Source organism: Streptomyces sp. NBC_00433 (genome assembly GCA_036015235.1).
Lineage (GTDB): Bacteria > Actinomycetota > Actinomycetes > Streptomycetales > Streptomycetaceae > Actinacidiphila.
Genome location: CP107926.1, coordinates 7,056,005 through 7,082,647 on the forward strand (window position 1 = coordinate 7,056,005; position 26,643 = coordinate 7,082,647).

Annotated in this window: 23 protein-coding genes and 1 riboswitch; of the genes, 13 read left to right on the top strand and 10 right to left on the bottom strand. The window is 72.2% G+C overall.

What is annotated here, in order from left to right; genetic code table 11:
• Positions 1 to 13 precede the first annotated feature (13 nt).
• On the bottom strand, positions 14 to 556 hold the full coding sequence (locus OG900_30115) for a hypothetical protein (protein ID WUH93958.1): 543 nt from the start codon (positions 554 to 556) through the stop codon (positions 14 to 16).
• Complete coding sequence (locus OG900_30120) at positions 549 to 1,343, bottom strand: alpha/beta fold hydrolase (protein WUH93959.1); 795 nt, start codon at positions 1,341 to 1,343, stop codon at positions 549 to 551. Before OG900_30120 ends, OG900_30115 begins: the two co-directional genes overlap by 8 nt.
• 170 nt (positions 1,344 to 1,513) lie before the next feature.
• On the opposite strand from OG900_30120, the gene OG900_30125 reads away from it, so the two are divergent.
• The 5 genes from OG900_30125 to OG900_30145 all read left to right on the top strand — a co-directional run bounded on the left by OG900_30125 (position 1,514) and on the right by OG900_30145 (position 6,795).
• Complete coding sequence (locus OG900_30125) at positions 1,514 to 2,227, top strand: 1-acyl-sn-glycerol-3-phosphate acyltransferase (protein WUH93960.1); 714 nt, start codon at positions 1,514 to 1,516, stop codon at positions 2,225 to 2,227.
• A gap of 510 nt (positions 2,228 to 2,737) precedes the next feature.
• Entirely contained in the window at positions 2,738 to 3,916 is a 1,179-nt protein-coding gene (locus OG900_30130; GenBank protein ID WUH95986.1) for a DUF5931 domain-containing protein, read from the top strand.
• Complete coding sequence (locus OG900_30135) at positions 3,913 to 4,623, top strand: response regulator transcription factor (GenBank protein ID WUH93961.1); 711 nt, start codon at positions 3,913 to 3,915, stop codon at positions 4,621 to 4,623. Before OG900_30130 ends, OG900_30135 begins: the two co-directional genes overlap by 4 nt.
• A 254-nt stretch (positions 4,624 to 4,877) precedes the next feature.
• Entirely contained in the window at positions 4,878 to 5,906 is a 1,029-nt protein-coding gene (locus OG900_30140; GenBank protein ID WUH93962.1) for a 6-phosphofructokinase, read from the top strand.
• A 139-nt stretch (positions 5,907 to 6,045) separates the two neighbouring features.
• Positions 6,046 to 6,795, top strand: a complete 750-nt coding sequence (locus OG900_30145; protein ID WUH93963.1) for a hypothetical protein — start codon at positions 6,046 to 6,048, stop codon at positions 6,793 to 6,795.
• Here OG900_30145 and OG900_30150 read toward each other — a convergent pair.
• Positions 6,792 to 8,714, bottom strand: coding sequence for an anthranilate synthase family protein (locus tag OG900_30150; protein ID WUH93964.1), 1,923 nt, complete (start codon positions 8,712 to 8,714; stop codon positions 6,792 to 6,794). The two genes, OG900_30145 and OG900_30150, sit on opposite strands and share 4 nt — an antisense overlap.
• Positions 8,715 to 8,926: 212 nt before the next feature.
• Entirely contained in the window at positions 8,927 to 11,773 is a 2,847-nt protein-coding gene (locus OG900_30155; GenBank protein ID WUH93965.1) for an N-acetylmuramoyl-L-alanine amidase, read from the bottom strand.
• 161 nt (positions 11,774 to 11,934) lie between these two features.
• Here OG900_30155 and OG900_30160 point away from each other — a divergent pair, with 161 nt between their 5' ends.
• Both OG900_30160 and OG900_30165 read left to right on the top strand, forming a co-directional pair.
• Positions 11,935 to 13,284 (top strand): 3-deoxy-7-phosphoheptulonate synthase class II, encoded by a 1,350-nt coding sequence (locus OG900_30160; GenBank protein WUH93966.1) that lies wholly within the window; start codon positions 11,935 to 11,937, stop codon positions 13,282 to 13,284.
• Between the two features lie 123 nt (positions 13,285 to 13,407).
• Entirely contained in the window at positions 13,408 to 13,653 is a 246-nt protein-coding gene (locus OG900_30165; protein ID WUH93967.1) for a (2Fe-2S)-binding protein, read from the top strand.
• Between the two features lie 25 nt (positions 13,654 to 13,678).
• Here the strand turns inward: OG900_30165 and bfr are convergent, their stop codons facing one another.
• Positions 13,679 to 14,158 carry a bacterioferritin gene (bfr, locus tag OG900_30170; protein ID WUH93968.1) on the bottom strand — a complete coding sequence of 160 codons (480 nt, stop codon included), beginning with the start codon at positions 14,156 to 14,158 and terminating at the stop codon, positions 13,679 to 13,681.
• A gap of 159 nt (positions 14,159 to 14,317) precedes the next feature.
• Between bfr and OG900_30175 the strand changes: the two genes are divergently transcribed.
• Complete coding sequence (locus OG900_30175) at positions 14,318 to 14,932, top strand: sulfite oxidase-like oxidoreductase (protein WUH93969.1); 615 nt, start codon at positions 14,318 to 14,320, stop codon at positions 14,930 to 14,932.
• Between the two features lie 32 nt (positions 14,933 to 14,964).
• Here the strand turns inward: OG900_30175 and pknB are convergent, their stop codons facing one another.
• The 4 genes from pknB to thiO form a co-directional block, all read right to left on the bottom strand.
• Positions 14,965 to 16,899 carry a Stk1 family PASTA domain-containing Ser/Thr kinase gene (pknB, locus tag OG900_30180; GenBank protein WUH93970.1) on the bottom strand — a complete coding sequence of 645 codons (1,935 nt, stop codon included), beginning with the start codon at positions 16,897 to 16,899 and terminating at the stop codon, positions 14,965 to 14,967.
• Between the two features lie 261 nt (positions 16,900 to 17,160).
• A complete protein-coding gene (locus OG900_30185; GenBank protein WUH93971.1) occupies positions 17,161 to 17,955 on the bottom strand; it encodes a thiazole synthase in 795 nt (264 codons plus the stop codon).
• A 3-nt stretch (positions 17,956 to 17,958) separates the two neighbouring features.
• On the bottom strand, positions 17,959 to 18,165 hold the full coding sequence (thiS, locus tag OG900_30190) for a sulfur carrier protein ThiS (GenBank protein WUH93972.1): 207 nt from the start codon (positions 18,163 to 18,165) through the stop codon (positions 17,959 to 17,961).
• Positions 18,162 to 19,328: a glycine oxidase ThiO gene (gene thiO, locus OG900_30195; protein ID WUH93973.1), complete on the bottom strand. Its 1,167-nt coding sequence runs from the start codon at positions 19,326 to 19,328 to the stop codon at positions 18,162 to 18,164. Before thiO ends, thiS begins: the two co-directional genes overlap by 4 nt.
• A riboswitch (TPP riboswitch) is annotated at positions 19,326 to 19,434 on the bottom strand. Its footprint overlaps the gene before it by 3 nt.
• 418 nt (positions 19,435 to 19,852) lie before the next feature.
• Here thiO and OG900_30200 point away from each other — a divergent pair.
• The 5 genes from OG900_30200 (at position 19,853) to OG900_30220 (ending at position 24,305) form a co-directional block, all read left to right on the top strand.
• Positions 19,853 to 21,073, top strand: coding sequence for an FAD-dependent oxidoreductase (locus tag OG900_30200; GenBank protein ID WUH93974.1), 1,221 nt, complete (start codon positions 19,853 to 19,855; stop codon positions 21,071 to 21,073).
• Between the two features lie 97 nt (positions 21,074 to 21,170).
• Positions 21,171 to 21,545 carry an Rv2175c family DNA-binding protein gene (locus tag OG900_30205; GenBank protein WUH93975.1) on the top strand — a complete coding sequence of 125 codons (375 nt, stop codon included), beginning with the start codon at positions 21,171 to 21,173 and terminating at the stop codon, positions 21,543 to 21,545.
• Between the two features lie 45 nt (positions 21,546 to 21,590).
• Positions 21,591 to 22,247 (top strand): thiamine phosphate synthase, encoded by a 657-nt coding sequence (gene thiE / locus OG900_30210; protein ID WUH93976.1) that lies wholly within the window; start codon positions 21,591 to 21,593, stop codon positions 22,245 to 22,247.
• Between the two features lie 148 nt (positions 22,248 to 22,395).
• Positions 22,396 to 23,313, top strand: a complete 918-nt coding sequence (gene metF, locus OG900_30215) for a methylenetetrahydrofolate reductase [NAD(P)H] (protein ID WUH93977.1) — start codon at positions 22,396 to 22,398, stop codon at positions 23,311 to 23,313.
• A 35-nt stretch (positions 23,314 to 23,348) separates the two neighbouring features.
• The gene (locus OG900_30220; GenBank protein WUH93978.1) at positions 23,349 to 24,305 is read left to right on the top strand and encodes a hypothetical protein; all 957 of its coding nucleotides are present in this window, start codon (positions 23,349 to 23,351) and stop codon (positions 24,303 to 24,305) included.
• Positions 24,306 to 24,327: 22 nt separating this feature from the next.
• On the opposite strand, the gene OG900_30225 is transcribed toward OG900_30220, so the two are convergent.
• Entirely contained in the window at positions 24,328 to 26,601 is a 2,274-nt protein-coding gene (locus tag OG900_30225; GenBank protein ID WUH93979.1) for a germacradienol/geosmin synthase, read from the bottom strand.
• Positions 26,602 to 26,643: the final 42 nt, after the last annotated feature.

Consider the following 26,643-nt stretch of genomic DNA (forward strand, 5'->3'; position numbering starts at 1 on the left):
CCTGCGGCGCCCGTCAGACGACGGCGCCGCGGCCGGGATCGTCGTCGTCGTCCTCGTCACCCGTGCGCATCCGCGCCACCAGCGTGGCGAAGCCGCCGAGGAAGCCGCCGACACCCACCGTGACCGCCCACCAGGTCAGTTCGACCTGGAGAAGCACGAACGCGAGCAGCAGCAGCGGGCCGCCGAGCACCGCGATCCAGGCGAATTTCGTCGTCACGTCCGCATCCGGCAGCGGCGGCGGCTCGGGCGGCACGAAATGCGCCTCCTCGTCGTCGTCGGCCAGTTCGTAGTCCCGCGGACCGCTGATCACCGGGTGGATCACGATCGTGCGGTCCGCGGGCGGCGGCGCCGTACTGACCGCCGCCGGATCCGTCGGGTCGGGATCGGCCGGCGGCAGCGGGACGTTCTCCACCTCGGGCCATGCCGCGGCCGTGGCCGGCTCCGGGTCGTTGTCGTAGCCGGCGATCAGCGCGGCCCAGGCCGCCTCCTCGTCCAGCGGCGGGCGGGGCGGCTCGTCCTCGCTCGGGGCGGTGCCCTCGTCCTCGCGGTCAGCCACCGGCCGTACCCTCCTTCACCGTGTCGCCCGCCGTGCCCGCACCGGTCGACAGCCGCTCGACGAAGGCATACGACTCCGCGAAGATCCGCTCCGCGTCATGGTCCAGCGTCGCCACGTGGAAGCTGCGCTCCAGCACCTTCTCGGTGACGTCCGTGGACGACACCGAGCCGAGCACCACCGCCGAGTTCGACGGGTGCACCACATGGTCGACCCGGCTGTGCAGCAGCAGCAGCGGCTGCGTGACCTGCGGCAGCGCCGCTCTGACCAGCCGCCACAACCCCGTCAGCGAATGGACCGCGCGCAGCGGCGTGCGGTCGTAGCCGATCTCGGCGCCGCCCTCCATGGCGATGTCGCTCGCGATGCCCTTCACCGACGGCACCACCTTGCTCAGCGCGGCCACCGCCTTCAGTGCCGGACTGTCGGCCTTCACCGACGGATTGACCAGGATCAGGCCGCTGATCTCGGCACCGTGCCTGGCCGCCAGCCGCAGCGCGAGCGTGCCGCCCATCGACAGGCCGCCCACGAAGACCTGCGAACAGCGCCCGGCCAGCTCCGCCAACGCCCGGTCCACCTCGGCGTACCAGTCCTGCCAGCCGGTCACCTGCATGTCCTGCCAGCGGGTGCCGTGCCCCGGCAGCAGCGGTACGGACACGGTCAGGCCGCGCTCCGCCAGGTACTCGCCCCAAGGGCGCATCGACTGCGGGGAACCGGTGAATCCGTGGCAGAGCAGCACGCCGATCTCGCCGCCGTCATGGCGGTACGGTTCGGCTCCGGGCATGAGCGGCACCGTGGGTCTCCTGTTCGAGGGCGTGAAATCGCGTACGCGGGTACACGAAGTACACGGAGGTCGGACGTTCAGCGTACGCGGCCGCGATACCAAGCGGTAAGCCCCATCGGAAGCAGCCGGAGCCGCCCGCTGGCGTTAAGGTCGGTGCGTCGGCTACAGGAGGTCCGAGGTTGTTCTACGGCGCGATGAAGATCGCCATCGGCTCGCCCCTCAAGGCGGCCTTCCGACCCTGGGTCGAAGGCCTTGAGCACATCCCGCACGACGGTCCCGCGATCCTCGCGAGCAACCACCTGTCGTTCTCGGACTCCTTCTTCCTGCCCGCGGTGCTCGACCGGAAGGTCACCTTCATCGCGAAGGAGGAATATTTCACCTCGCCCGGCGTGAAGGGCAAGCTCACCGCCGCCTTCTTCAAGGGCGTCGGCCAGCTCCCCGTCGACCGGTCGGGCGCCCGCGGCGCCGGCGAGGCCGCGATCAAGAGCGGGGTCGCCGTGCTGGAGCGCGGCGAGCTGTTCGGGATCTACCCCGAGGGCACCCGCTCGCCCGACGGCCGCCTGTACCGGGGCAAGCCGGGCGGCCTGGCCCGCGTCGCCCTCGCCAGCAAGGCACCGGTGATCCCGGTGGCGATGATCGACACGGAGAAGGTGCAGCCGGTGGGGAAGGTCGTACCGAAGCTCTCGATCCGACCCGGCATCAGGATCGGCAAGCCGCTGGACTTCTCCCGCTACGCGGGCATGGAGGGCGACCGCTTCATCCTGCGGTCGATCACGGACGAGGTCATGTACGAGATCATGAAGCTCTCCGGCCAGGAGTACGTCGACATCTACGCGACCGCGGCCAAGCGGCTCCTCGCCGCGGAGTCCAACTCCCCGACGCCCCCTCGGTAGGCCGTCCCCCCCCCTTGCGCAGGGGGCGCCCTTCCGCCGGGCGCGGTGGGTGTGCGGCTCCCCTTCGGCAAGGGGGTGCCTCTCCGTGCACCGCGGTCGGGGGTCCCTTGCGCAGGGGGCGCCTTTCCGCTGGGCGCGGTGGGTGTGGGGCTTCCCTTCGGCAAGGGGGTGCCTGACAGGGGCGCGGGGAACTGGTCGACCAGCCCACCACCGGCCGGTGGTCCCGAGCGAAGCGAGATGGGGGTACTCCCGGGCAAAGCTCTGGGGGAGGACCGAACAGCCCCTTCGGGCCGGTGACGACCCGCGCGCCCGGTGGGGGCCGGTCGCTCCGCTCTCCCCGGAGCTTCGCCTGGGGGTACCCCCACGCGCCCCTGGGGTGGTGGCGGTCTTCGCCACACGACGGTCGTGGTGGGTTGCGCGCGCCGTTCCCCGCGCCCCTGTCGGGCGCCCCGAGGGCGCATGGTGCGGGCTAGGCTGGCGGCGGTCGGGGGAAAGGGGCGCCGCATGCGCATGTCGGTGGAACAGCCGTTGTGGCGGGCGCTCGTGGCGTATCGCGTGCTGACGGCCGCGTACGCCGTGGCGCTGTACTGCTACGCGTACGACGAGATGCGTCACCCCCTGCTGGGCGGAGCCTACGTCGGGGTGCTGGCGGTGTGGACGCTGGCCACGCTCGGGCGGGTGATGTCGGCCCGGCGGTGCACCAGAGGCTTCCTCGCCGCCGATCTGGCGCTGGCGCTCACCGGCATCCTGCTGACCGCGGTCGTGGACACCCAGGCGCGTATCGACTCGGGGTCCTTCACGCTGCCGTCCATCTGGACGGCGGGATCGGTGCTGGCGTTCGCTATCAAGGGCGGCTGGCGGTGGGCCGCCGTCGCCTCCTCGCTGGTGGCCGTCGCCGACCTGGTCGAGCGGCGCAGCGCGGCCGGCGACACCCTGCACAACGTGCTGCTGGTGTGGGTCGCGAGCATCGGCATCGGCTATGTGGTCGAGGTCGCCAGGATCAGCGAGCGCACCCTTGCCCGCGCCCTGCAGATCGAGGCCGCCACCCGGGAGCGGGAAAGGCTGGCCAGGGACATCCACGACGGTGTGCTCCAGGTGCTGGCGATGGTCCAGCGGCGCGGCAACCAGGCCGGCGGCGAGGCCGCGGAGCTCGGCAGGATGGCCGGCGAGCAGGAGGCCGCGCTGCGCACCCTGATCAGCGGCGCCCCCGTCCCGGCGCCGCGCGGCGCGGACGACGCCCCGCCGGGGCCGCACGACCTGCGCACGCTGCTCGCGCCGTACGCGTCGGCACGGGTGACGCTGTCCGCGCCCGGCACCCCCGTGCTGCTCGACCCGGCGGCCGCCGGGGAGCTGTCCGCCGCGGTGGGGGCGGCGCTGGACAACGTGTGGCGGCACGCCGGTGAGCGGGCGCACGCCTGGATCCTGGTCGAGGACGAGCCGGACGTGGTGCTGGTGACCGTTCGGGACGACGGTCCCGGCATCCCCGAGGGCCGGCTGGCCGCCGCGGCGGCCGAGGGGCGGCTGGGGGTGGCCCAGTCGATCCGCGGACGGCTGGGCGACCTCGGCGGGACCGCGGTGCTGCTGTCGCTGCCGGGGCAGGGAACCGAGGTGGAGCTGCGGCTGCCCAGGGCCGGGCTCGTCAAGGACACGGCGGCACCGGCCGCCGCCAACGGAGGAGGCACCGCATGACGGTCGGCGACGACCAGGGCACCCGGCCGGCGGTCACGGTGATGGTGGTGGACGACCACCCGATGTGGCGCGACGCGGTCGCCCGCGACCTGACCGAGGCCGGCTTCACGGTGGTGGCGACCGCGGGCGACGGCCCTGAGGCGATCCGCCGCGCCAAGGCGGCCCGCCCCCAGGTGCTGGTGCTCGACCTCAACCTGCCCGGCGCGTCCGGTGTGCGGGTCTGCAAGGAGGTCGTGGCGGGCGATCCCGCGATGCGCGTCCTGGTGCTGTCCGCGAGCGGCGAGCACACCGACGTACTGGAAGCGGTCAAGTCCGGGGCGACCGGCTACCTGCTGAAGTCCGCGGGCCGGGAGGAGCTGGTCGACGCGGTCCGCAGGACGGCGGTGGGCGACCCGGTCTTCACTCCCGGCCTGGCAGGGCTGGTGCTCGGCGAATACCGCCGGCTGGCGACCGTGCCGCCGCCGGCCGCCCCGGGCGGCGCGGCCGCGCCCCGGCTGACCGAGCGGGAGACCGAGGTGCTGCGGCTGGTCGCGAAGGGCCTGAGCTACAAGCAGATCGCCCAGCGCCTGGTCATATCGCACCGGACCGTGCAGAACCACGTGCAGAACACCCTCGGCAAACTCCAGCTGCACAATCGCGTGGAGCTTGTCCGGTACGCGATCGAAGCGGGTCTGGACGAGGAGCCGCGGGCCTGCACGGAGGGCTGACGAGCGAGCTTCCGCAGTGGCCGGCCGAGGAACGAGGCCGTCCGCGGAGGAAGTGAGGAGGAGGACCGACCGACGGCACCGAGGGCTGACGAGCGAGCTTCCGCAGTGGCCGGCCGAGGAACGAGGCCGTCCGCGGAGGAAGTGAGGAGGAGGACCGACCGACGGCACGGACGGCGCCATGTGACCCAAGTCACGCTAGCTTGGCGGAGGTTGTCACATCCGGCACAGCTGGCTTGCGACGAAGGGAAGAGTCCATGCGAGTCGGAGTTCTGACTGGCGGCGGAGACTGCCCCGGCCTCAATGCGGTCATCCGCGGCATCGTACGTAAGGGCGTCCAGGAGTACGGGTACGAATTCACCGGCTTCAGGGACGGTTGGCGTGGCCCCCTGGAGGGGGACACTGTACGGCTCGACATCCCGGCGGTCCGCGGCATACTGCCGCGCGGCGGCACCATACTCGGCTCCTCGCGCACCAACCCGCTCAAGGTCGAGGGCGGGGTGCGCAGGGTCCAGGAGAACCTGGCGGCGGAGGGCGTCGACGCGCTCATCGCGATCGGCGGCGAGGACACCCTCGGCGTCGCGGCCGCCCTTCACCAGGAACACGGCGTAAAAGTGGTAGGTGTCCCCAAGACCATCGACAACGACCTGTCGGCGACCGACTACACCTTCGGTTTCGACACCGCCGTCAACATCGCCACCGAGGCCATCGACCGGCTGCACACCACCGCCGAGTCGCACATGCGGGTCCTCGTGGTCGAGGTGATGGGGCGGCACGCGGGCTGGATCGCGCTGCACTCGGGCCTGGCCGGCGGCGCCAACGTGATCCTCATACCGGAACAGCGCTTCGACCTCGACCAGGTGTGCGCCTGGGTCGAGAGCCGCTTCAAGATCCGCTACGCGCCGATCGTGGTCGTCGCCGAGGGCGCGATGCCGCGCGACGGCGACATGGTGCTCAAGGACGGCACCCTGGACTCCTTCGGGCACGTCCGGCTTTCCGGCATCGGCGAATGGCTCGCCAAGCAGATCGAGAAGCGCACCGGCAAGGAGGCCAGGACCACCGTCCTCGGCCACGTCCAGCGCGGCGGCACCCCCAGCGCCTTCGACCGCTGGCTCGCCACCCGCTTCGGCCTGCACGCCGTCGAGGCCGTCAGGGACGGCGACTTCGGCAAGATGGTCGCGCTGCGCTCCACCGACATCGTCCGGGTGCCGATCGGCGACGCGACCGCCAGGATCAAGACCGTCGACCCGGCGCTCTACGCCGAGGCGGGGGTCTTCTTCGGCTAGCGCCGCCGGCGCCGCGGGTGCTGTCGGGAAGACGCACCCCGACAGCGCTTGCCGCAAGTGATCCCCGCGACCTATTCTCCCTGCACCCGGCTTGTCCGGCCGCTTCGTATCCCCTTTGAGCACATGAGGAGCGCCCGGTATGGCGGGTGAAGAAGTGACGCGCGAAGCGCTTCCGAACAAGGGCGGGGGCGGGTGGCGGGCGGGAGGGCTCTACGCGCCCGTACTGGCGGTCGCAGGCGGCACCGCGTCCGGCAAGTCCACTCTTGCCGAAGCGCTGGCGCTGCACCACCCCGACACTGTCGGACTGATCCATCTCGACGACTTCTACGTCCCCGCGCACGATCCGCTGCGCGGGGTCAGGACGCTCAGCGCGACCGGCGCGGAGACCCTGGACTGGAACCATCCGGGGTCCATCGACGAGACCGCGGTGACCGCCGCGATCGACGCGGCCGCCGGGTCCGGGCGGCACCGCCTGGTGGTGGTCGAGGGCCTGTTCGCCCTGACCCTGCCCGCGGTCGCCGCCCGTGCCGCCTGGCGGGTGTACGTCGACACGCCGGACGACATCCGGCTGGCCAGGAAGATCCTCCGCAAGATCGAGATCCAGCGCCAGGACCCGGCCCTGTCGCTGCGCAACTACCTGGCCCACGGGCGCGAGAGTCACGCGGAATACGTCGCCCCGTCCAGGTCCCGGGCGGACCTGGTGCTGGACGGCACGGCGGCGGAGTCGGACCTGCTGGCCGCGGTGGGACAGCTGATCGGACCGGTTCTCGGCGAACCGGTCCGACCGGAGGCCCCGCATGAGCGGGGAGCACGCGGCATGGCGTTCGCTTCCGCTCGCCAGGCAGGGATCAGCCCCGCGTGCACGGGGAGCGGCGCTGTGCCCGTCTAGTGTGCCGGTGCCAGTACCTCCGCCAGCAGCCCCGCCGCGATGTCCGAGCCGTTCAGCGTCAGCACCGACTCGGGGTGGAACTGCACGCCCGCGAAGCCGGGGCCGCGCATCGCGTGGATGTCGCCGGTGCCCGGGTCGCGGCTCAGCTCGACCCGGTGCATCGCCAGCTCCTCCGCGGCGGTGTCGTCGCAGCGGGCGGTGAAGGAGTTGTAGAAGCCGACCGTCTCCTTGCGGCCGAAGAGGTCGATGGTCCGCTGGGCGCCCTGGAAGGGCTCGTCCTTGCGGACCAGGTCCAGGCCCAGCTCCGCGGCCAGCAGCTCATGGCCGAGGCAGACCCCGAGCAGGCCGTGCGGGTGGTCGCGGACCAGGTCGGCGGCCAGCGCCCGCAGGAAGCGCATCTTCGGGTCGGCGGTGTCGGCCGGGTCGCCGGGTCCCGGGCCGAGCACCACCGGGCCCTGGTGGCACAGGGCCGCCTCCCGCAGCCCGGGGTCGTCGTAGCGGCGTACGGTCACCGCGTGGCCCGAGGAGCGCAGCAGGTGGGCCAGCATCGCGGTGAAGGTGTCCTCGCCGTCGACCACCAGGGTGTGCGCGGTCGGCTCGGGGTGCTCGACCTGCATCCGCAGCCAGAAGGGCGCCAGGTGCGCCCTGCGGGCGTCCAGGGCGGCCCGTACGCGGATGTCGTCGGCCAGCCGCGGCCTGGGCGCCCCGGACGTACGCGGCGGGGCCTGCCGCACGCCGAGCGCGGTGAGCACACCCGCGGCCTTGGCGTGGGTCTCGGCGACCTCGGACCGCGGCCGGGAGTGCCGTACGAGCGTCGCGCCGACCGGGACGCGCAGCTCGCCGCCGGGGGAGATGTCGGCGGTGCGGATCAGGATGGGGGAGTCCAGCGTCTGGGCGCCGCCCGCGTCGCGGCCGATGAGGGCCAGCGCCCCGGCGTAGTAGCCGCGCCCGCCGGGCTCGTGGCGCTCGATGACCCGGCAGGCGTTCTGCACCGGCGAGCCGGTCACCGTCGCGGCGAACATCGTCTCGCGCAGCACCTCGCGCACGTCGCGGGTGGAGCGCCCGCGCAGCTCGTACTCGGTGTGCGCCAGGTGCGCCATCTCCTTGAGCCGTGGGCCGACCACGACCCCGCCGAGGTCGCAGACGGTGCACATCATCTTCAGTTCCTCGTCCACCACCATGGTCAGCTCCTCGGCCTCCTTGGGGTCGGCGAGGAAGTCCAGCAGCCCGGCGGCGTCCGGGCCCTGCGCGGGGTAGCGGTAGGTGCCGCTGATGGGGTTCATCACGACGGTGTTGCCCGACATCCGCACATGGACCTCGGGGCTGGCGCCGACCAGGGTGCGCTCGGGTGTGTGCACCACGTAGGTCCAGTACGCGCCGCGCTCGCCGCGCAGCAGCCGCGCGAAGAGGGCCAGCGCGGCGGCGGGCCCGTAGTCCGGGATGGTGCCGCGGAAGGTGCGGCGGATCACGAAGTTGGCGCCCTCGCCCTGGCCGATCTCGTCCTCGATGACCCGCCCGACGATGTCCGCGTAGGCGTCGTCGCCGACGTCGAAGGCGCCGTCCTCGACCCGTACGGGGACGTCGGGCAGCGCGTCCAGGAGGCCGGCGAGCGGGACTTCCGCGGTCTCCTCGGGGTGCAGGACGACCAGCGGGGTGCCGTCGTCGCGGACGTCGAAGCCGCGTTCGCGGATCTGCCGGAAGGGGATCAGGGCGAGGGCGTCGGTGCGGGCGCCGCCGCCGGCCGGGCCGGTGGGCAGCGCGATGTCGGCGAGCCGCTCGACGGCCGTGACGGGCCCGGTGAGCACCTCCACGACCCCCTCGGGCCGCCCCGGCGTCCTGCGGTGCAGCAGGGCGAAGGGCGGGTGCCCTGGGGTGAGCAGGCGGTCGACGAGCCGTACGGCGTCGGGATTTCTGGGCACGGTCGGGTGTCCTTCCTTGACGGCGGGGGAAGGGGCGGCGACCGGGCCGGGAAACGCCGAAGGCCGCCCCTGCGGGCGGCCTTCGCGAAGTGCTGCTGATGCGCGATTCAGCGGGCCGCCGGATGAGCGGTCCACCACCAGTCCTGGTGCGTCGTCGGTGAGTTCTGAAGCGCGTTCATGCCGACGACCCTAGCGCACCGGGACGCCGCGCGTCAGAGCAGGACGTTGTACGTGTTCCAGCCGCCGCCGATGCTGATCCGGGGAGTGGCGTAGGGGGCGGTGGCGCTGCCGGTGCCCTTGTACAGCCACAGCTGGCCGGCGGAGTCCCGGGCCAGCAGGTCGGCCTTGCCGTCGCCGGTGATGTCGCCGGGGCCGACCAGGGAGGTGTAGCCCTGCCAGCCGCCGCCGATCCTGGTCCGGGCGGCGTAAGGGGCGGCGGGATTGCCGGTGCCCTTGTAGACCCACAGGACGCCGGCGGAGTCGCGGGCCAGCAGGTCGGCCTTGCCGTCGCCGGTGATGTCGCCCGCTGCGGCCAGCATGGTGAAGATGTTCCAGCCGCCGCCTATCACGGTCCTGCCGGTGAAGGGCTTGGTCGCGTCGCCGGTGCCCTTGTAGACGTAGAGGACGCCGCCGCTGTCCTTGCCGATCAGGTCGGGGTGGCCGTCGGCCGTTATGTCGCCGGAGCCCAGCAGCTTGCTGTAGATGTTCCAGCCGCCGCCGACCGTCACCCGGTTCAGCAGCGGGGCCGAGGGCTTGCCGCTGCCCCGGTAGTACCAGAGCGTGCCGGAGGAGTCGCGGCCGACCACGTCGCCGGTGCCGTTCGCGTTCATCGTGTCGAGCGCGCTGAGCACGTTGTAGATCTGCCAGCCGCCGCCCGCCCGGAAGCGGGAGAAGAGCGGCGTCGAGGCGCTGCCGCTGCCCTGGTACTGCCACAGGGCGCCGGTGGCGTCCCGGCCGAGCAGGTTGTGCCGGCCCGCGGTGGACGTCAGGCCGCCGCTGGGGACCAGGTTGACGTCGCTCGCCCGCACCCAGGCGATCCGGTGGTTGTAGCGGATCGGGTAGAACATGACGGTGCCCTTGACCAGGACGCGGTCACCGGTCGTGTTGCCGGTGTAGGTGCCCGCGTGCCAGTAGTCGCCGACCGCCTCGGGGCCCGCCTGGGCGTAGGACTGGCCCGCCGGGATCGTGTACTTCGTCAGCGAGGCGCTGTTCTGGGGCTGCACCTCCACGTTGGTGCCCGCGTAGGCAGCGTCCTCGGGGTACGCGCGGCCGTAGACCGGGATCGTGCCGGACTTCGGCGTGACGACCGGGGTCGGGGCGACGACCGAGGTGTACTGCCCGCCCGGGTTGTGGAACCACAGCGCGCGGCCCTGGTACCAGATCGCCGTCCAGTCGATCTGCACGCCGGCGACCACGTAGGCGCCGCCCGCGGGGACCTTGTCGGCCCAGTTCGCGCCGTCGCTCCACTTCACGGTGCCCAGGTACGGGTCGACGGGCAGCGCGGCGCTGGTGGACGGTGAGGCGTAGAGGTAGACGAAGTTCGCCGGGTGCGCGGGGACCGCGGCGCCGCCGTTGGTCAGCGTCGGCTGGTTCGCCGTGGTGTACGGCGGCACCACCCGGACCAGCTGGCCGGTCTTCACCGGGCCGCCCGCGCCGCCGGCGCCGTCGGGGGCGCCCAGCAGCGACATGTAGTGGTTCCAGTCCCAGTAAGGACCCGGGTCCCAGTGCTGCGTCTTGACGTTGGCGTCGAGCGGCCCCGGCACCTCGTCGTGGCCGATGATGTGCTCGCGGTCCAGCGGGATGCCGAATTTCTGGGCCAGGTATTTCACCAGGACGGCCGAGGAGTCGTACTCCTGCTCGGTGAACCAGTCACCGGTCTTGATCGCGAAGCCCTCGTGCTCCACGCCCACCGAGTGCATGTTCACGGTCTTGTTCGCCGCGTGCCACGCCTCGTCCTTGAGGTGCACCATCTGGGTGACGCGGCCGTCGTCGGCGATCAGGTAGTGCGCGCTGGCGTAGGCGGTGGAGTTCTTGAACTCGTCGATGCTGCCCTGGTACGTGCCCTCCATGTCGTGGATGACGATGTAGCGGATGTCCTCGCCGTTGGCGGGCCGGTCGGACTCGTTGTAGTTGCCGAAGTCGTCCGGCGTGCTGCTGTTCTGCTTGTAGCCCGCGGCCACGAAGGCGCAGCTCAGCGACGACGGGCACTCGGCAGCCGTCGCCGCGGGCTCGACGGCGGGCGTGGTGGACGCCGCCAGCGGGACCTTCGCCGGCTCGAACGGGGCCACCGACGGGTCGGCGGACAGCGTCACCGCCTGGCCGTCCGCGGTGAGCCGGCTCGCGCCGGACTTCACCGTGTCGAAGACCCGCTGCACGAACTGCTTGGCGCCCGCGCGGTCGGGGGACTGGCTGTAGCGGGCGATACCCGCCCACCAGTGGCCCGGGTCGGCCGGCAGCGAGCCGAACGCCGCCTTCTCGTACTGCGCCAGCAGCGCGGCGCCGGCCCGTACGCTCTGCCGCGGGTCGGAGCGCACCTCGGACGCGGAGGCGCCGATCAGCTTCGCCGCGGCGTCCAGGGTGTGCAGCCGCGGGTCGGTGGTGTCGACCTGCGCCGGGTTGCTGCTCAGCGCACGGGCGGCGTCGAAGTGCCGGGAGACGGCCGGGTCGCCGCTCATGTTCAGGTGCGACAGCCGTTCGGCGTCCGAGGGCTGCTCGACGTCCGCGGCGGTGACCTGGGTGAGGCCCATCACGTTGTAGTTGCCGGTGGTGCTCGGCCGGCCCTGGTGCGACTCCCACAGGGTCTGCCGGTAGGAGACCGCCATCAGCACGCTCTGCGGTACGTGGAATTCGGCTGCCGCGGCCGCGAAGTCCGCCTGCAGCGCGTTCTGCGCCAGGCCCGGCTTCGCGTCGGCCGTACCGCCCGACGGGTTCGCCAGCGCGACCGTGCCGTAGGTCGCCACGGTGGCGAGCACGACGGCTCCTGCCCCGTAGGCGATCCTGGACTTCCGTCGGCGGTGTCTGCTTGTCAAGGTGCTGCCCTCGGCCTTCCCGCGCGCCATGGGCGCGCCCTCCCGGGGAGCCTGCGCCAGGGCGGCGTGGGCTCTGAAGCGGGATGACGCTATCAGCCGGGCGTTCGGTTTCCGTGTTGCCCCCCGGACGGCATGTCTCATCCACTGAGCGGGTCGAAAAGCAGGTGACACGACCCCGTAATGTGGGGCCCGTGACCGTGAACGCAGACATCCACGCCGGGGGCAACACCTGGCACGCTCTTCCCGCGGCGCAGCAGCCCGAGTGGCCCGACTCCGAGGCTCTGCGCGATGTGATCGCCGACCTCGCCTCGTATCCGCCGCTCGTCTTCGCCGGGGAGTGCGACCAGTTGCGCAGCCGGCTGGCGTCGGTCGCCAGGGGTGAGGCGTTCCTCCTCCAGGGCGGTGACTGCGCCGAGGCGTTCGACGCGGTCGGCGCCGACCAGATCCGCAACAAGCTGAAGACCCTGCTCCAGATGGGGGCGGTCCTCACCTATGCCGCCTCGGTGCCGGTGGTCAAGGTCGGGCGGATCGCCGGGCAGTACAGCAAGCCGCGGTCCAAGCCGACCGAGACCCGCGACGGGGTGACCCTGCCGACCTACCGCGGCGACTCCGTCAACGGCTTCGAATTCACCCCGGAGGCCCGCACCCCGGACCCCGAGCGGCTCAAGCGGATGTACCACGCGTCGGCGTCCACGCTGAACCTGGTGCGCGCCTTCACCACCGGCGGTTACGCCGACCTGCGCCAGGTGCACGCCTGGAACCAGGACTTCGTGAAGTCCTCGCCGTCCGGGCAGCGCTACGAGGCGCTGGCCCGCGAGATCGACAACGCGCTGAACTTCATGGCGGCCTGCGGCACCGACCCGGCGGAATTCCGCACCGTCGAGTTCTACGCCTCCCACGAGGCGCTGCTGCTCGACTACGAGACGGCGCTGACCCGTACCGACTCCCGCACCGGCAAGCTCTACGACGTCTCGGGTCACATGGTCTGGATCGGCGAGCGCACCCGGCAGCTGGACGGCGCGCACATCGAGTTCGCCTCCCGGATCAGCAACCCGATCGGTGTGAAGCTCGGCCCCGGCACCACGCCGGAGGAGGCGCTGACCTACATCGACCGGCTCGACCCGGACCGCGACCCCGGCCGGCTCACCTTCATCGTGCGGATGGGCGCGGACAAGGTCCGCGACAAGCTGCCGACGCTGGTCGAGAAGGTCTCCGCGTCCGGCGCGCAGGTCGCCTGGATCTGCGACCCGATGCACGGCAACACCTTCGAGGCCGCCTCGGGCCACAAGACCCGGCGCTTCGACGACGTGCTGGACGAGGTCAAGGGCTTCTTCGAGGTCCACCACGCCCTCGGCACCCACCCCGGCGGCATCCACGTCGAGCTGACCGGCGACGACGTCACCGAGTGCGTCGGCGGCGGCGACGAGATCTTCGTCGACGACCTGCACCAGCGGTACGAGACGGCCTGCGACCCGCGGCTCAACCGCAGCCAGTCGCTCGACCTCGCCTTCCTCGTCGCGGAGATGTACCGCGGGCAGTAGCGCTGGGACGGAAGGGGCGCGGATCACACCGACCTGCGCCCCTTGCTGCTTTTCCCGGCCGGAATCCGCAGGTAAGGTAAGGGTTACCTCAGCTCCCCAGGGCCCCTGATCGGCGGTGACCGCGTGTACGTCTGCTCCTGCTTCGGCATCACCGAGCAGCAGGTCAAGCAGCACGCCGACGACGGTCGCTGCACTCCCCGGCAGATAGCCTCCGCCTGCAAGGCCGGCACCGACTGCGGGTCCTGCGTCAAGCGCATCCAGAGCCTGCTGGGCCGCGGGTCCGGCTGCTCGACCCGTACGAAGCCGGAGCCGGCCGAGGTGCCCGCCGTGCTGGCACGGGCCGAGGAGCCCGACGCGCGCGCGGCCTGAACCGCCGCGGGACGGAGCGCAGGGGTCAGCTGTCCGGCTGCTCGATCTGCTGCGCGATGTACAGCGCCTCGCCCAGTTGCTCCACCAGCTCCAACTGCGTGTCGAGGTAGTCGATGTGGTGCTCCTCGTCCGCCAGGATCGATTCGAAGATGTTCTTCGACGTGAAGTCGGCCTTGGCGTGCATGACCTCGATACCCCGGCGCAGCCGGTCGATCGCCTCGATCTCGACCTGCCGGTCCGCCTGGAACATCTCGGTGACGGTCTGCCCCACCCTGACGTGGAAGAGCCGCTGGTAGTTCGGCAGGCCTTCGAGAAGGAGAATGCGGTCGGTCAGCATCTCCGCGTGCTTCATCTCGTCGAACGACTCCGACCTGGTGTACTTCGCGAGCTTCACCCAGCCGAAGTTCTCCTGCATCTTCGCGTGCAGAAAGTACTGGTTGATCGCGGTCAGCTCAGCGGTCAGCTGTTCGTTGAGGAACTCGATGACCTCGGGGTCGCCCTGCATGGCAACGCCGTCCTTCCGTTCTGACGAGTGGATGCGCGAATGGATGCGCGCATCCTCGCACTGAGCGGTGGCACGATCCAGTAAGCGGGTCCTTACCGCCGGTGAGCTGTGCGTCCGCCCGCGTCATGAGCACCTCGTCCGGTCTGTCACCATGGACACATGGGTCGGTACGAGCGTCGCGAGGGGGAGCTGCCGCCAGGCCAGCGGCTCCAGCGGGGCTGGCCCGTCACGCACTACGGCCCCGTACCGCGCTTCAAGCCCGACCGCTGGGAGTTCCGCGTCTTCGGCGCCACCGCGGACGGCGACAAGACCTGCTGGAATCACGCGGACTTCTCCGCGCTCCCCTATGACACCGTCGTCGCCGACTTCCACTGCGTCACGAAATTCTCGATGCTCGGCATCGAATGGGGCGGCGTCGCCACCTCGACCGTCCTGAAGCTCGCGCCGCCCGCCGCCGACGTGACCCATGTGATGGTCTGGGCCGAATACGGATTCAGCTCCAACCTGCGGATCGAGGACTTCCTCGACGACCAGTCCATATTCGCGACCCACAAGGGCGGCCAGCCCCTTACCGCGGAACACGGCTTCCCGGTCCGGCTCGTCGTCCCCGGGCTCTATGCCTGGAAAGGCCCCAAATGGGTCCGCGGCGTCGAATACATGACGGCGGACCGCCGCGGCTTCTGGGAGGAGCGCGGCTATCACAACCTCGGCGACCCCTGGGGTGAGCAGCGCTACTCCTACCAGGAGGAGCCGGGCGACGGCCCGGAAATCTAGGGCCGCCCCCTCCAACACCTTCGCGCTGGGGCTCAGCGCACCCAGAGGGTGACCGTCGCTCCCTTCGGCGCCTGGCTGCCGCCGCCGGGGGACTCGTTGAAAACGGTCTCGCCGAAGAAGAGGTTGATCACCCGGACATCGAAGCCGGCGTCCTTGAGGATCTGCTCGGCCTCGTCCGACTTCTTGCCCTCGACGTCGGGCACATCGAAGAGCTGCTGGCCCTTGGACACGGTGATCGTCACCGTGTCGCCCGTGGCAGCCTGGCTGTCCCGGCCGGGGGACTCCAGGGCGACGGTGTCCTTGTCCGCCTCGTCGGAGAAGACCTTCTCCGGGGCCAGGACCACAGTGAAGCCCGCGTCCTGGAGATCCTGCTGCGCGTCGGCCACCGACTCGCCGATCACGTCAGGCACGTCCACCGGCGAACCGCGCGAGACCGTGAAGGCCACCGGGGTGTCGGGGGAGCGCTCCGTACCGGCCGCCGGGTCCGTCGCGACGACCTGGCCCTGCGGGACCGAGCCGTCGAACGACTTCCGCACCGTGCCGGGGGTCAGCCCCGCCGCCTTGATCTGCCGCTGGGCCTCCGCCAGGGTGCGGCCCTTGACGTCGGGCACCCTGATCTCCTGCGGCCCCTTCGACACCGTCAGCGTCACCGTGCCGTTGCTGCGGACCCGCTTGCCGGGCTCCGGGTCGGTGGAGATCACGCTGCCGCGCGGCACGGTCAGCGAGAAGTCCTGCTCGACCCGGGTGTCCAGACCGGCCGAGCTGAGCTTGTGCTGCGCCTGCGTCTGCGGCAGCGCCAGCACACCGGGGACACGGGTGAACTGCCCCTCGCTGATGTACCAGACGCCGGCGCCCACGCCGATGATGACCAGCAGTGCCACCAGCACCGCCAGCGGGCCCCGGCGGCTCCTGCCCGCCCTTGCCGCCGCGGCGGGCGGGTGCGGCGGCGGCACCGGCAGGTCCGCAGGACCCGGCGGCGGAAACATCAGCCGGGCCGTCCGGTGCAGGGCGTCCCCGCCCGCGCCCTCCGCCGGGGCGGGCGGCCTGACGACCACGCTGGTCGGCTCCTCGGAACCCACCGGCGGCACCGCGTCCTCGTACGGCCGCGCGTCCAGCTCCTGCGGGCCCAGCCCGACCCGCACCACCCGCACCTCGGCGAGCATCGCCGCCGCGTCGGCCGGCCGCCCCGCGGCGTTCCGCGCCGCCGCCCGCGCCACCAGCGCGTCCAGCCCGGCGGGCAGCCCCGGTACGGCGGCGGACGGCGGCGGCACGTCCTCGTTCAGCCGCTGCACGATCACCTGCATCGGCGTGTCGCCGGTGTACGGCTTCGCGCCGGTCAGCATCTCGTACAGCATCACACCGCACGCGTACACGTCCGTACGCTGGTCCACCATGCCGTGCCCGATCTGCTCCGGCGCCAGATACGACACCGTCCCGAGCAGCGCCCCCGACACGCTGGTCTGCGTGTCCACCGTCCTGACCAGCCCGAAGTCGGCGACCTTGACCTGGCCGTCGTCCCCGATCAGCACATTCTCCGGCTTCACGTCCCGGTGCACGAGCCCGGCGCGGTGCGCCGCCCCCAGCGCCGCGAGCACCGGCTCCAGGATGTCCAGCGCCGCCCGCGGCGACAGCGCCCCGCGCTCCCGCATCACGTCCCGCAGCGTGCACCCGGCCACATACTCCATGGCCAGATACACATACGTCCCGTCGGTGCCCTGGTCGAAGACCCCCACCACGTTGGTGTGCGACAACCGCGCGACCGCCTTGGCCTCCCGGATGAACCGCTCCACGAAACCGCTGTCCGCCGCCAGCCCCGGATGCATCACCTTCAACGCGAGCACCCGGTCGAGGCGGGTGTCCACGGCCCGGTAGACCGTGGCCATCCCGCCGACGGCGATACGCGCCTCGACGCGGTAACGCCCGTCGAGCGTCTGCCCGACCAGCGGATCCTGCACGGTGGTGTCCACGACGCCCGATTCTACGATCCGCCCCCGACCCGATCGCTGCCCCGCGCCAGGACTGTGGCCGTGCCGTGGTGTTCCGGAACCAAACCGTGATGAAGGATCCTTTTTGCCGGGTGCGTGGCCGTCAGAAAGCGGGCCGTTCCGGACCGAACCCTCTTCACGCGCCCCTCGCGGGCGCTTCGGTTCCTCTCCACGCCTCCCTCGCGGGCGCTTCGCTTGCTTCGGTCCGCTGCGCCGGACTCCGTCCGGCGAGTGGGGGTGCCGTCAGAAGGCAGGTCTCTCCGGATCCAGGGCCGGGAGGCCGGTCGTCGGGGAGGAGGGGAGGGCGTGGTGGCGGCGGGGGATGCGGCCGGCGCGGTGGGCGAGGCGGCCGGCGGTGACCGCGTGGCGCATGGCCTGGGCCATCAGGGCCGGGTGCTGGGCGCGGGTGACGGCGGAGGCGAGCATGACCGCCGCGCAGCCCAGTTCCATGGCGAGGGCCACGTCCGAGGCGGTGCCGGCGCCCGCGTCCAGGATGACCGGGACGGTGGCGCGCTCGGTGATCAGCTGGAAGTTGTGCGGATTGCGGATGCCCAGGCCCGACCCGATGGGGGAGCCCAGCGGCATGACCGCGGCGCAGCCGACGTCCTCCAACTTGCGGGCCAGTACCGGGTCGTCGTTGGTGTAGGGCAGTACGGTGAAGCCGTCGTCGACCAGCGTCTCGGCCGCGTCGAGCAGTTCGACCGGGTCGGGCAGCAACGTCCGCTCGTCCGCGATGACTTCGAGCTTGACCCAGTCGGTGCCCAGCGCCTCCCTGGCCAGCCGCGCGGTCAGTACGGCCTCGCCGGCCGTGTAGCAGCCCGCCGTGTTCGGCAGTGCCCGGATCCCGAGCCGGGCCAGCACCGAAAGCACCGATCCCTTCGTCGTCGGGTCGAGGCGCCGCATCGCGACGGTCGTCATCTCGGTCCCCGACGCGACCAGCGCCCGTTCGAGCACCTCCAGGCTGGGCGCCCCGCCCGTCCCCATGATCAGCCGCGAGGAGAACTCCGCCCCGCCGATCCGCAACGGATCGTCCGCCATGCCTCAGCCCCCCTGGACCGCGGTGAGGACTTCCACCCGGTCGCCGTCGGCGAGGGGGGTGGCGGACCAGCGGGTGCGCGGGACGACCGTGTCGTTGAGGGCGGCGGCCACACCCGAGGGAGCGGACGTCAGGGCGGCGACCAGGGTGTCGAGGGCGACCGGGGCGTCGACGGTGCGGGCCACGCCGTTCACGTGGACGGTGATCGTCATACGGTCTGCTCCTGCCGCGCCGGCGCGAACCGCTGCGCCCCGAAGGCACCGGCGTAGGCCGGAAGCTCACCGGTGTCCGAGGTCAGCACCTCGGCCATCACGTCCCCGGTGACCGGGGTGAGCAGCACGCCGTTGCGGTGGTGGCCGGTGGCCAGCAGCAGCCCGTCGAGAGCGGTACGGCCGAGCAGCGGCGCGTTGTCGGGGGTGGCGGGGCGCAGGCCCGCCAGCGTCTCGGTGAGCGGGAGTTCGGTGATGCCGGGCACCAACTCGTGCGCGTCCCGCAGCAGTTCGTACACCCCGCCGGCGGTGACCGTCGTGTCCCAGCCGAATTCCTCGCTGGTCGCGCCCAGCACCAGCTCGCCGTTCTCCCGCGGCACCAGGTAGACGTGGCTGCCGCGTACCACCGCCCGTACCGTGCGCGACAGGAAAGGCGCGTGCGTCGGCGGAATCCGCAGCCGCAGGATCTGGCCCTTCACCGGCCGCACCGGCGGCAGGACGTCCGCCGGGACCCCGGCGATCCGGCCGCTCTCGCAGCCCGCCGCCAGCACCGTGCGGTCGGCGGCCACCGAGGTGCCGTCGGCCAGCACCGCGCCCGTCACCCGGTCGGCGGCGCACTCCACGCGGACCACCGCGGACCGCAGGAAGACCACCCCGGCCTGCTCGGCCGCCCGCAGCAGCGCGGCCGCCAGCCGGCGCGGGTCGACCTGGTGGTCGCCCTCGACCCGCAGCCCGCCGCGCACACCGGGGGCCAGCATCGGCTCCAGCCGGCGGCAGTCCCGCCCGCTCAGCCACTGCGCCGCCAGCCCGAGCGAGGTCTGGAAGGCGTGCAGGTCGCGCAACTGCGCCCGGTCGTCGGCGTCCAGCGCCACGGCCAGGGTGCCGCACGGGCGGTAACCGGTGTCCAGCCCCGTCGCCGCGGTCAGTTCCGCGGCGAAGTCCGGATAGCGGGCCGCCGACGCCAGGTTCAGGTCGAGCAGCGCCTGCTCGCCGTACTGCAACTCGGTCACCGCGGCCAGCATCCCGGCCGCCACGTGGGCGGCGCCGCCGCCGGGCGCCGGGTCCGCGACGGCGGTACGCAGACCGCGCTGGGCCGCGCGCCACGCCGTCACCAGGCCGATGATTCCGCCGCCGACGATCAGCACGTCGTGCTTGTGCGTACGCATGGGACTACCGCTCCTCCCTTCGCCGGCATGACCCGGATCAGGTTCTACGGTCGGCGGCCTCCAGCCGCCCTCTCAGCCCGGTCCGCCGGACTCCCGCGAGTTCGCTTGCGCGCTCACCTTATCCCCATCCCTCCGCTTTGCCGTGTGCGGTACGCCCGGGACTTCCCCGGGTGGTGGGCTGGTCGCGCAGTTCCCCGCGCCCCTGAAAAACTCGTGCCCTCTGCGCAGAGCCCTGCCCCTGCCAGGGCGCGAACGCGGGCGCAGGAGGACTCGAGCCCAAAGGGGCGCGGGGAACTGCGCGCTCGGCCACGACGGCGGCCGCAGGCAAGGACGCACCGCATGGGGCAGCACTCCAGGGGTGCGGGGAACGGCGCGACAAGCCCCCACCGGGCGGCGGGTGAGGGACGCACCGTATGGGGCAGCACTCCAGGGGTGCGGGGAACGGCGCGACAAGCCCCCACACAGCGCGAGTGTGGAGTCCGTAACAGCACCCCGCAGGGAGTGGCTCGGGTTACCGTGATCGAGTGAGCGAGCGCAGCGCTGTCGTGGTGATCGTCGGGGCCGGAATGGCCGGAGTGCAGACCGCCGTGGCCTTGCGGGAAATGGGCTGGCGGGAGGGGATCACCCTGATCGGTGACGAGCCGCACCCGCCGTACGACCGTCCACCGCTGTCGAAAGCGGTGCTGCTCGGGAAGCCCGACAGCGCAGCTGTCGACGTCCGCTTCGACGTGGACTTCGAGGCGCTCGACGTCGACCTGCGCATCGGCGTGCGCGCCCAGGGGCTCCGCACGGCGGACCGCGAGGTGGTCACGGACGCCGGACCGCTCCGTTACGACCACCTCGTGGTGGCGACCGGCGCGTATCCGGTCGCGCTGCCGGGGACCGCGGGCCTGCCCGGGGTCCACCTGCTGCGGACGCTGGACGACGCGGCGGCGCTGCGCCCGGTGCTGGACGCGCGGCAGCGGGTCGTGGTGGTCGGCGCCGGGTGGATCGGCGCGGAGTTCGCGACCGCCGCCCGCCAGGCCGGCTGCGAGGTGACGGTCGTGGAGGCGGCGGACCGGCCGCTGGCCGGTGCGCTGCCCGCGGTGGTCACCGCGCACATGCGGACCTGGTACGAGGAGGCGGGCGTCGAGCTGCGCACCGGTATGGCGGTGTCCGTGCTGGAGCCCGGCGCGGTGGTGCTGGCGGACGGCAGCCGGCTGGCGGCGGACGCCGTCGTGGTGGGCATCGGCGCCCGCCCGGCGACGGGCTGGCTGGCCGGATCGGGCGTGGAGCTGGGCGCCGACAGCGCGGTGCTGGCCGACGACCGGCTGCGTACGACCGCCCCCGGCGTCCTCGCGGTCGGCGACTGCGCGTCCTTCCCGTCGGCCCGCTACGGCGAGCGGCTGCTGATCCACCACTGGGACAACGCGCTGCAGGGCCCGCGGACGGCCGCGGCCAACGTGCTGGGCGGCGACGAGCGCTACGACCCGGTGCCGTACTTCTGGTCCGAGCAGTTCGGGCGGTTCGTGCAGTATGTCGGGCACCACTCCGACACCGACACGCTGCTGCTGCGCGGCGACCCGGCCACCACGTCCTGGTCGGCGTGCTGGCTGCGCGGCGGCGTGCTGGCCGGGGTGCTCGTGGTGGACCGGCCGCGCGACCTGGCGCAGGCCCGCAAGCTGATCCGCCGTTCCGCGGTGCTGGACCCGGCGCTGGTGGCGGACCCGTCGGTGCCGCTGATGTCGGCGGTGCTGCCGGACTGAGCGGCCGGGCCGGACTGAGCGGGCGGACCGGGCGGACGGCGGCCCCGGACGGCGGCGCTCTGCGGCGCTTGTCGGTGGCAGGTGGCAGGCTTGGTCCGTGACAGTTTTCTCGTCTGTTGACGCACACATCGACGCACTCGTCCCCTCATGGCTCAACCTGCCCGAGGTCGCCGAGCGCCTGGGGCTCGACATCACCCGGATCCGGCCGCTCATCAAGGAGGGCCAGCTCATCGCGGTCCGCCGCGGGGAGAACAAGGTCCTGATGGTGCCGAGCGACTTCATCGGTGACGGGAAGATCATCAAGGGCCTGTCCGGCACGCTCACCGTCCTCAAGGACGACGGGTTCTCGGACGAGGAGGCCCTCGAGTGGCTCTTCACCGTCGATGACACCCTGCCCGGCACCCCCGCCCAGGCGTTGCGCGAGAATCGCGGGACCGAGGTGAAGCGCCGCGCGCAGGCGCTCGCCGTGTAGCCCGCGGTGGCAGTGGCCGCCGCATGTCCCCGGGGAGCCGACCGTATGACCAGCAGCAGTGCCCGGGAGCGGTTGGCGGCGGCCAGGCTCTATCTGTGCACCGACGCCAGGAGCGGGCGCGGCGACCTCGCGGAGTTCGCCGACGCGGCGCTCGCCGGCGGGGTGGACGTGATCCAGTTGCGACACAAGGGCATCGAGGCCCGCGAGGAGCTTGCCGCGCTCGCCGTGCTGGCGGACGCGTGCCGCCGGCACGGCGGGCTGCTCGCGGTCAACGACCGGGCCGACGTCGCGTATGCGGCCGGCGCCGACGTCCTGCACCTGGGGCAGGGCGACCTGCCGGTGCCGGCCGCGCGCGCCCTGCTGGGCGACCAGGTGGTCATCGGCCGGTCCTGCCATGCCGAGGACGAGGTGGCGGCGGCCGCAGTGGAGCCGGGCGCCGACTACTTCTGCACCGGACCCGTATGGCCGACCCCGACCAAGCCCGGCCGCCCCGCCCCCGGCCTGGACCTGGTGCGCTATGCGGCCGGGCTCGGCACGGACCGCCCGTGGTTCGCGATCGGCGGCATCGACGCGGGCAATGTCGGGCAGGTGCTGGACGCCGGCGCCCGCCGGATCGTGGTCGTACGGGCTGTCACCGAGGCCGCCGACCCGCACGCGGCGGCGAAGGAACTCGCGGCGGCGGTCCGCTCCCACGACGGCTGAGCCGGACGCGCGGCCGCCGTCCCGGACACGGTCCGCAGGGCCGGCGGGAGGCCTCAGGCTGTCCACAGGGTGGACGGGAATCGGACGTAGCCGGGCATATTCGCCGGTACGGTGACGCACGGTCGCCGGTCACGGTTAGCCTGCATTCATGGCCCTGGGAATCTCGTCCACGCGACCCGACCGAGCGATCACCATCCGTGAGCTGCTCGCGTCAGGCCACCGGTCGTATTCGTTCGAGTTCGGCGCGCCCAGGACGGAGAAGGGCGAGCGGACGCTGTGGAACGCGATCCGCCGGATCGAGGCGGTCCAGCCGACCTTCGTGTCGGTCACCTACGGCGCCGGCGGCTCGTCCCGCGAGGGCACCGTCCGTGCCACCGACCGGATCGTCTCCGACACCACCCTCACCCCGTGCGCGCACCTGACCGCGGTGAACCACTCGGTGGCCGAGCTGCGCAACATCATCGGGCAGTACGCCGACGCCGGAATCCGCAACATCCTCGCCGTGCGCGGCGACCCGCCCGGCGACCCGCTCGCCGAGTGGGTCCGGCACCCGCAGGGGCTGTCCTACGCGGCGGAACTGGTCTCGCTCATCAAGGAGTCCGGCGACTTCTGCGTGGGCGTGGCGGCCTTCACCGAGATGCACCCGCGCTCCACCGACCCGGCCGAGGACACCCGGCACTTCCTCGACAAGTGCCGTGCGGGCGCGGACTTCGCGATCACCCAGATGTTCTTCGACGCCGACGACTACCTGCGGCTGCGCGACCGGGTCGACGCGGCGGGCTGCAGCACCCCGATCATCCCCGAAGTGATGCCGGTCACCAACGTCAAGCAGATCGAGCGTTTCGCGCAGCTCGGCAACGCCCCCTTCCCGCCTGACCTGGCAGAGCGCATCCTCGCCGTACAGGACGATCCGGCGGCGGTCCGGGCGATCGGCATCGAGTTCGCCACCGAGATGTGCCGGCGTCTGATGGCCGAGGACATTCCGGGGCTGCACTTCATTACTCTTAACCACTCCACGGCATCTCTGGAGATCTACGAGAATCTGGGGCTGCACCAGCGGGCGTGACGCGCGCTGCGGCTACCGGGTGAGGAAGTGGGCACATGGGCCTGTCGGTGCTCTACATCGCCTTCGGCATCGTCGCGCTGTGGCTGCTCGGCGAAGTGCTGCTCCAGTACAAGGCGCGGCTTCGCTGGCGGGTGCTGGCCTTCTGCGGCTTCATCGGGGTGGTTGCCGGGGTCGCGATGGGGCAGATCGCGGTGATCGTGCTGGGCGCCCTGGCGTTCGGCGCCGGGCAGACCCTCGTCACCCTGTCGTACAAGCGCGGCTTCTCCACCGGCTGGGCGCTGGGCGGGCAGCCCGGCTCCAGCCGCCGCCGCAAGGGCGGCGCCGTGCGCACCGAGCCGGTCATCGAGGTCGGCCCGGTCGAGGAGGACGACTTCGCGGTGGCCGGCAGCGGCCCCGGCGCGGACCGGGCGGCCGCCGCCGAGCAGATCGCCGACCCGTCGGCCGCCGCCCGGGAGGACGTCTACCAGCCGGTCCCGCTGCACGAGGACAGCGGCGAATACCCGCTCTACGAGAGCCAGCAGCCCTACACCGCCGACCCCTACGCCGGCGGCGGCTACGAGGGCTACGGCACCCAGGGCTACCAGGACTGGGGCACCGGACCCCAGCCCGCGGCGGCCTCGTACGGCTACCAGAACGGCCAGGGCGGCCAGGACGGCGGCTACGGCGACTCCGGCAGCTGGGCCGGCGACCAGGACGCCGCCTCCTACGGCGGCCAGCAGCAGGGCTACGGCTACGACCAGGGCGGCTACCAGCAGCCCGCCGCCGGCTACGACTACGGCCAGACCACCGGCGACTGGACCGGGCAGCCCCAGCAGCCGGCCGACCCGTACGGCTACCCCTACCAGCAGGAGCAGCCGCCGGCCTACATCCCGCAGCAGCAGGGGACGTACGAGTCCGACCCGCAGCAGAACTACCAGCAGCCCCCGCAGCAGTCCTACGACCAGCAGCAGCAACCGCAGTACGCCGACCCCTACGACCCCTACCGCTACTGAGCCGCCGGGCCGCCCCGGGCCGTCAGCGGCGGCCCAGCAGCGCGGGCAGCCGGGCCGCCGACGTACCGAGCCCGGCCGGGACCGCCCAGGACGGTCCCGGCGCCGGGACGGGCGCGGCCGGGGGCGCCGCCGAGGGGAAGTGCCGCAGCAGTGCCTCCTCCTCGTAGCGGTGGCAGCCGCTGTGCCAGGTCAGGATGCCGGCCATCCAGTCCCGCAATTCCTGCGCATAGCCCTCCAGCGCCCGCCGCGCGGTCCCGTCGAGCTGGAACTCCTCGAAGAGCGCGGGCAGTTGCGTCTCGGTGATGTACTGGAACTCGGCCATCCTGGCGGCCATCAGACCGCCCACCACCCGCATGCCCTCCTCGGGGTCGCAGTCCAGGAACTTCTGCACCACCAGCACCCCGTTGTGGATCTCGCCCTCGAACTGGATCTCCTTTTGGTACGAGTACACGTCGTTGAGCAGGCAGGCGAAGTCGGCCGCGGCGGACTCCATGGCCCGCACCGGGCGGGAGCGGTAGACCTCGGGCGACAGGGTGCCGCCGTGGCCGATCCTGGACAGGCTCATCGTCAGGTCGGAGCCGAAGGTCTTGCGGCGCATCTCGATGTAGTCGACGGGGTCGGGGATCCGGTTCTGCTTCTGGTTGGCCAGCTCCCACAGCCAGCTCTCGGTCATGTCCTCGATGGAGAAGCGGAAGGCGCGCCGGGCGTCCGGCGCCATGGGCCCGGCGGTGCGCTGCCACAGGTCGGCGAGGCCCCGCTCCAGCACGGTCACCGGCGGCGGCACCGGGCCCGCGTCCAGCGGCATGAAGAGGCCGAAGCGGTCGGTGGTGTGCCGGGCCGCCGCCATGTCGGGGGACCGGCCGAAGACCAGCGGGTAGTAGTCGTCGCCGTAGGTGCCCCAGGTCAGCCAGTCGGTGGTCAGGTCGAGGCTGTCCTGGTCGGCGTCGGGATGGATGCCGGCCGCGCACAGCGCGAAGTCGTAGGCCACCAGCTTGTCGGGATTCCACAGGCCGCCGGGGACCGGGAAGCCGGGCTCGGGGTCCAGCATGCCCATCCGCTTGCCCCAGTCGAGGTTGTGCGCCCGGGCGGCGTCCAGATGCGGGCTCAGCCGGGTCTCGAACGGCATCGGGATCTCCGGCAGCGGCACCGCGCCCACCTGCTGGTGCGGCACATGGCTGAAGCTCCGCAGCCGCTGCGGCATGGTCGCGGCCAGCGAGCCGATCACCCCGGCCGCCGAGGTGCCCAGCCCGGTCGGCCCGCCGAGCCCGCCGGTGCCGCCGGTCACCTCACCCGCGGCGCCGTCCTTCGCCCCGTTCATGTAGCGGCTGGAGCGCATGTGCCACTCGTGGCCGCCTGACTGCCAGTCCTGCAGGCCCTTGACGTAGGCGAAGACGTCGCCCCGCTCCTTCGGACCCAGGCCGTACCGGTCGGCCAGCGGCTCGACCTCGGTGAAGGCGGTGTGCTCGAACTGCTGGAGCCGGGAGGTCAGCAGCTGGTTGACCCGCTCGGCGGCCTCCTGGGTGCCGATGCCGAGGAACCTTTCGAGGACCAGCACCGCATTGGCCAGCTCGCCCTCCTGCTCGGTCTCCCGCTGGTAGGAGAACAGGTCGTTGCGCAGATGGACCCCGTCGGCGAAGGTGTCCCGCAGCACCCGCATCGGGCGGCTCGCGGCGATCACCGCGGGCACCTCGGCCGCCGCCGCGTGCTCGATCAGATTCGCCGACCAGGGCGCACCGCCCACCTTGCGGCGCATCTCGATGTATTCGATCGGGTTGGACACCCGCCCCGCGCTGATGTTGTCCAGCTCCCAGAGCGACTCGTCGAGCAGCGCCTTGGTGCTCTCGGCGAAGCGCCGCCGCCAGCTGTCGGACATCGTGGGGACGGTGCGCGCCCACAGGTCGGCCAGGCCGGCCTCCACCTGGTTGGTCGGCTCGGGCACCGGCTGCCCGAGGTCCACCGGCATGAAGGCGGGCAGCCGGTCCAGATAGGCCTTCGCGCCCGTCATGTCCTGGCTGCGCTTGTAGATGTCGAGGAAGTGGTCGTCGAAGAAGAAGACCCACACATACCAGTCGGTGACCAGGTCCAACTCGGGGCCCGAGGCGTCCGGGTGGGTGTAGGCGCACAGCAGGGCGTAGTCGTGGGAGTCGAGGTCGGACTCCTCCCAGATGCCCGACCCCTCCAGCATGTCCATCTCGCGTGCCCACGCCTTGGTGTGCACGCGCGCACGGTCCAGATGGGGGTTGAGGCGGGCCGGATAAGGGACGTAGAACCGCGGGAGCTCGAAGGGCTGAGACATGTCGGCAAGGGCCTTCCACTGAGGAGATCAAAGGGCCTGCGA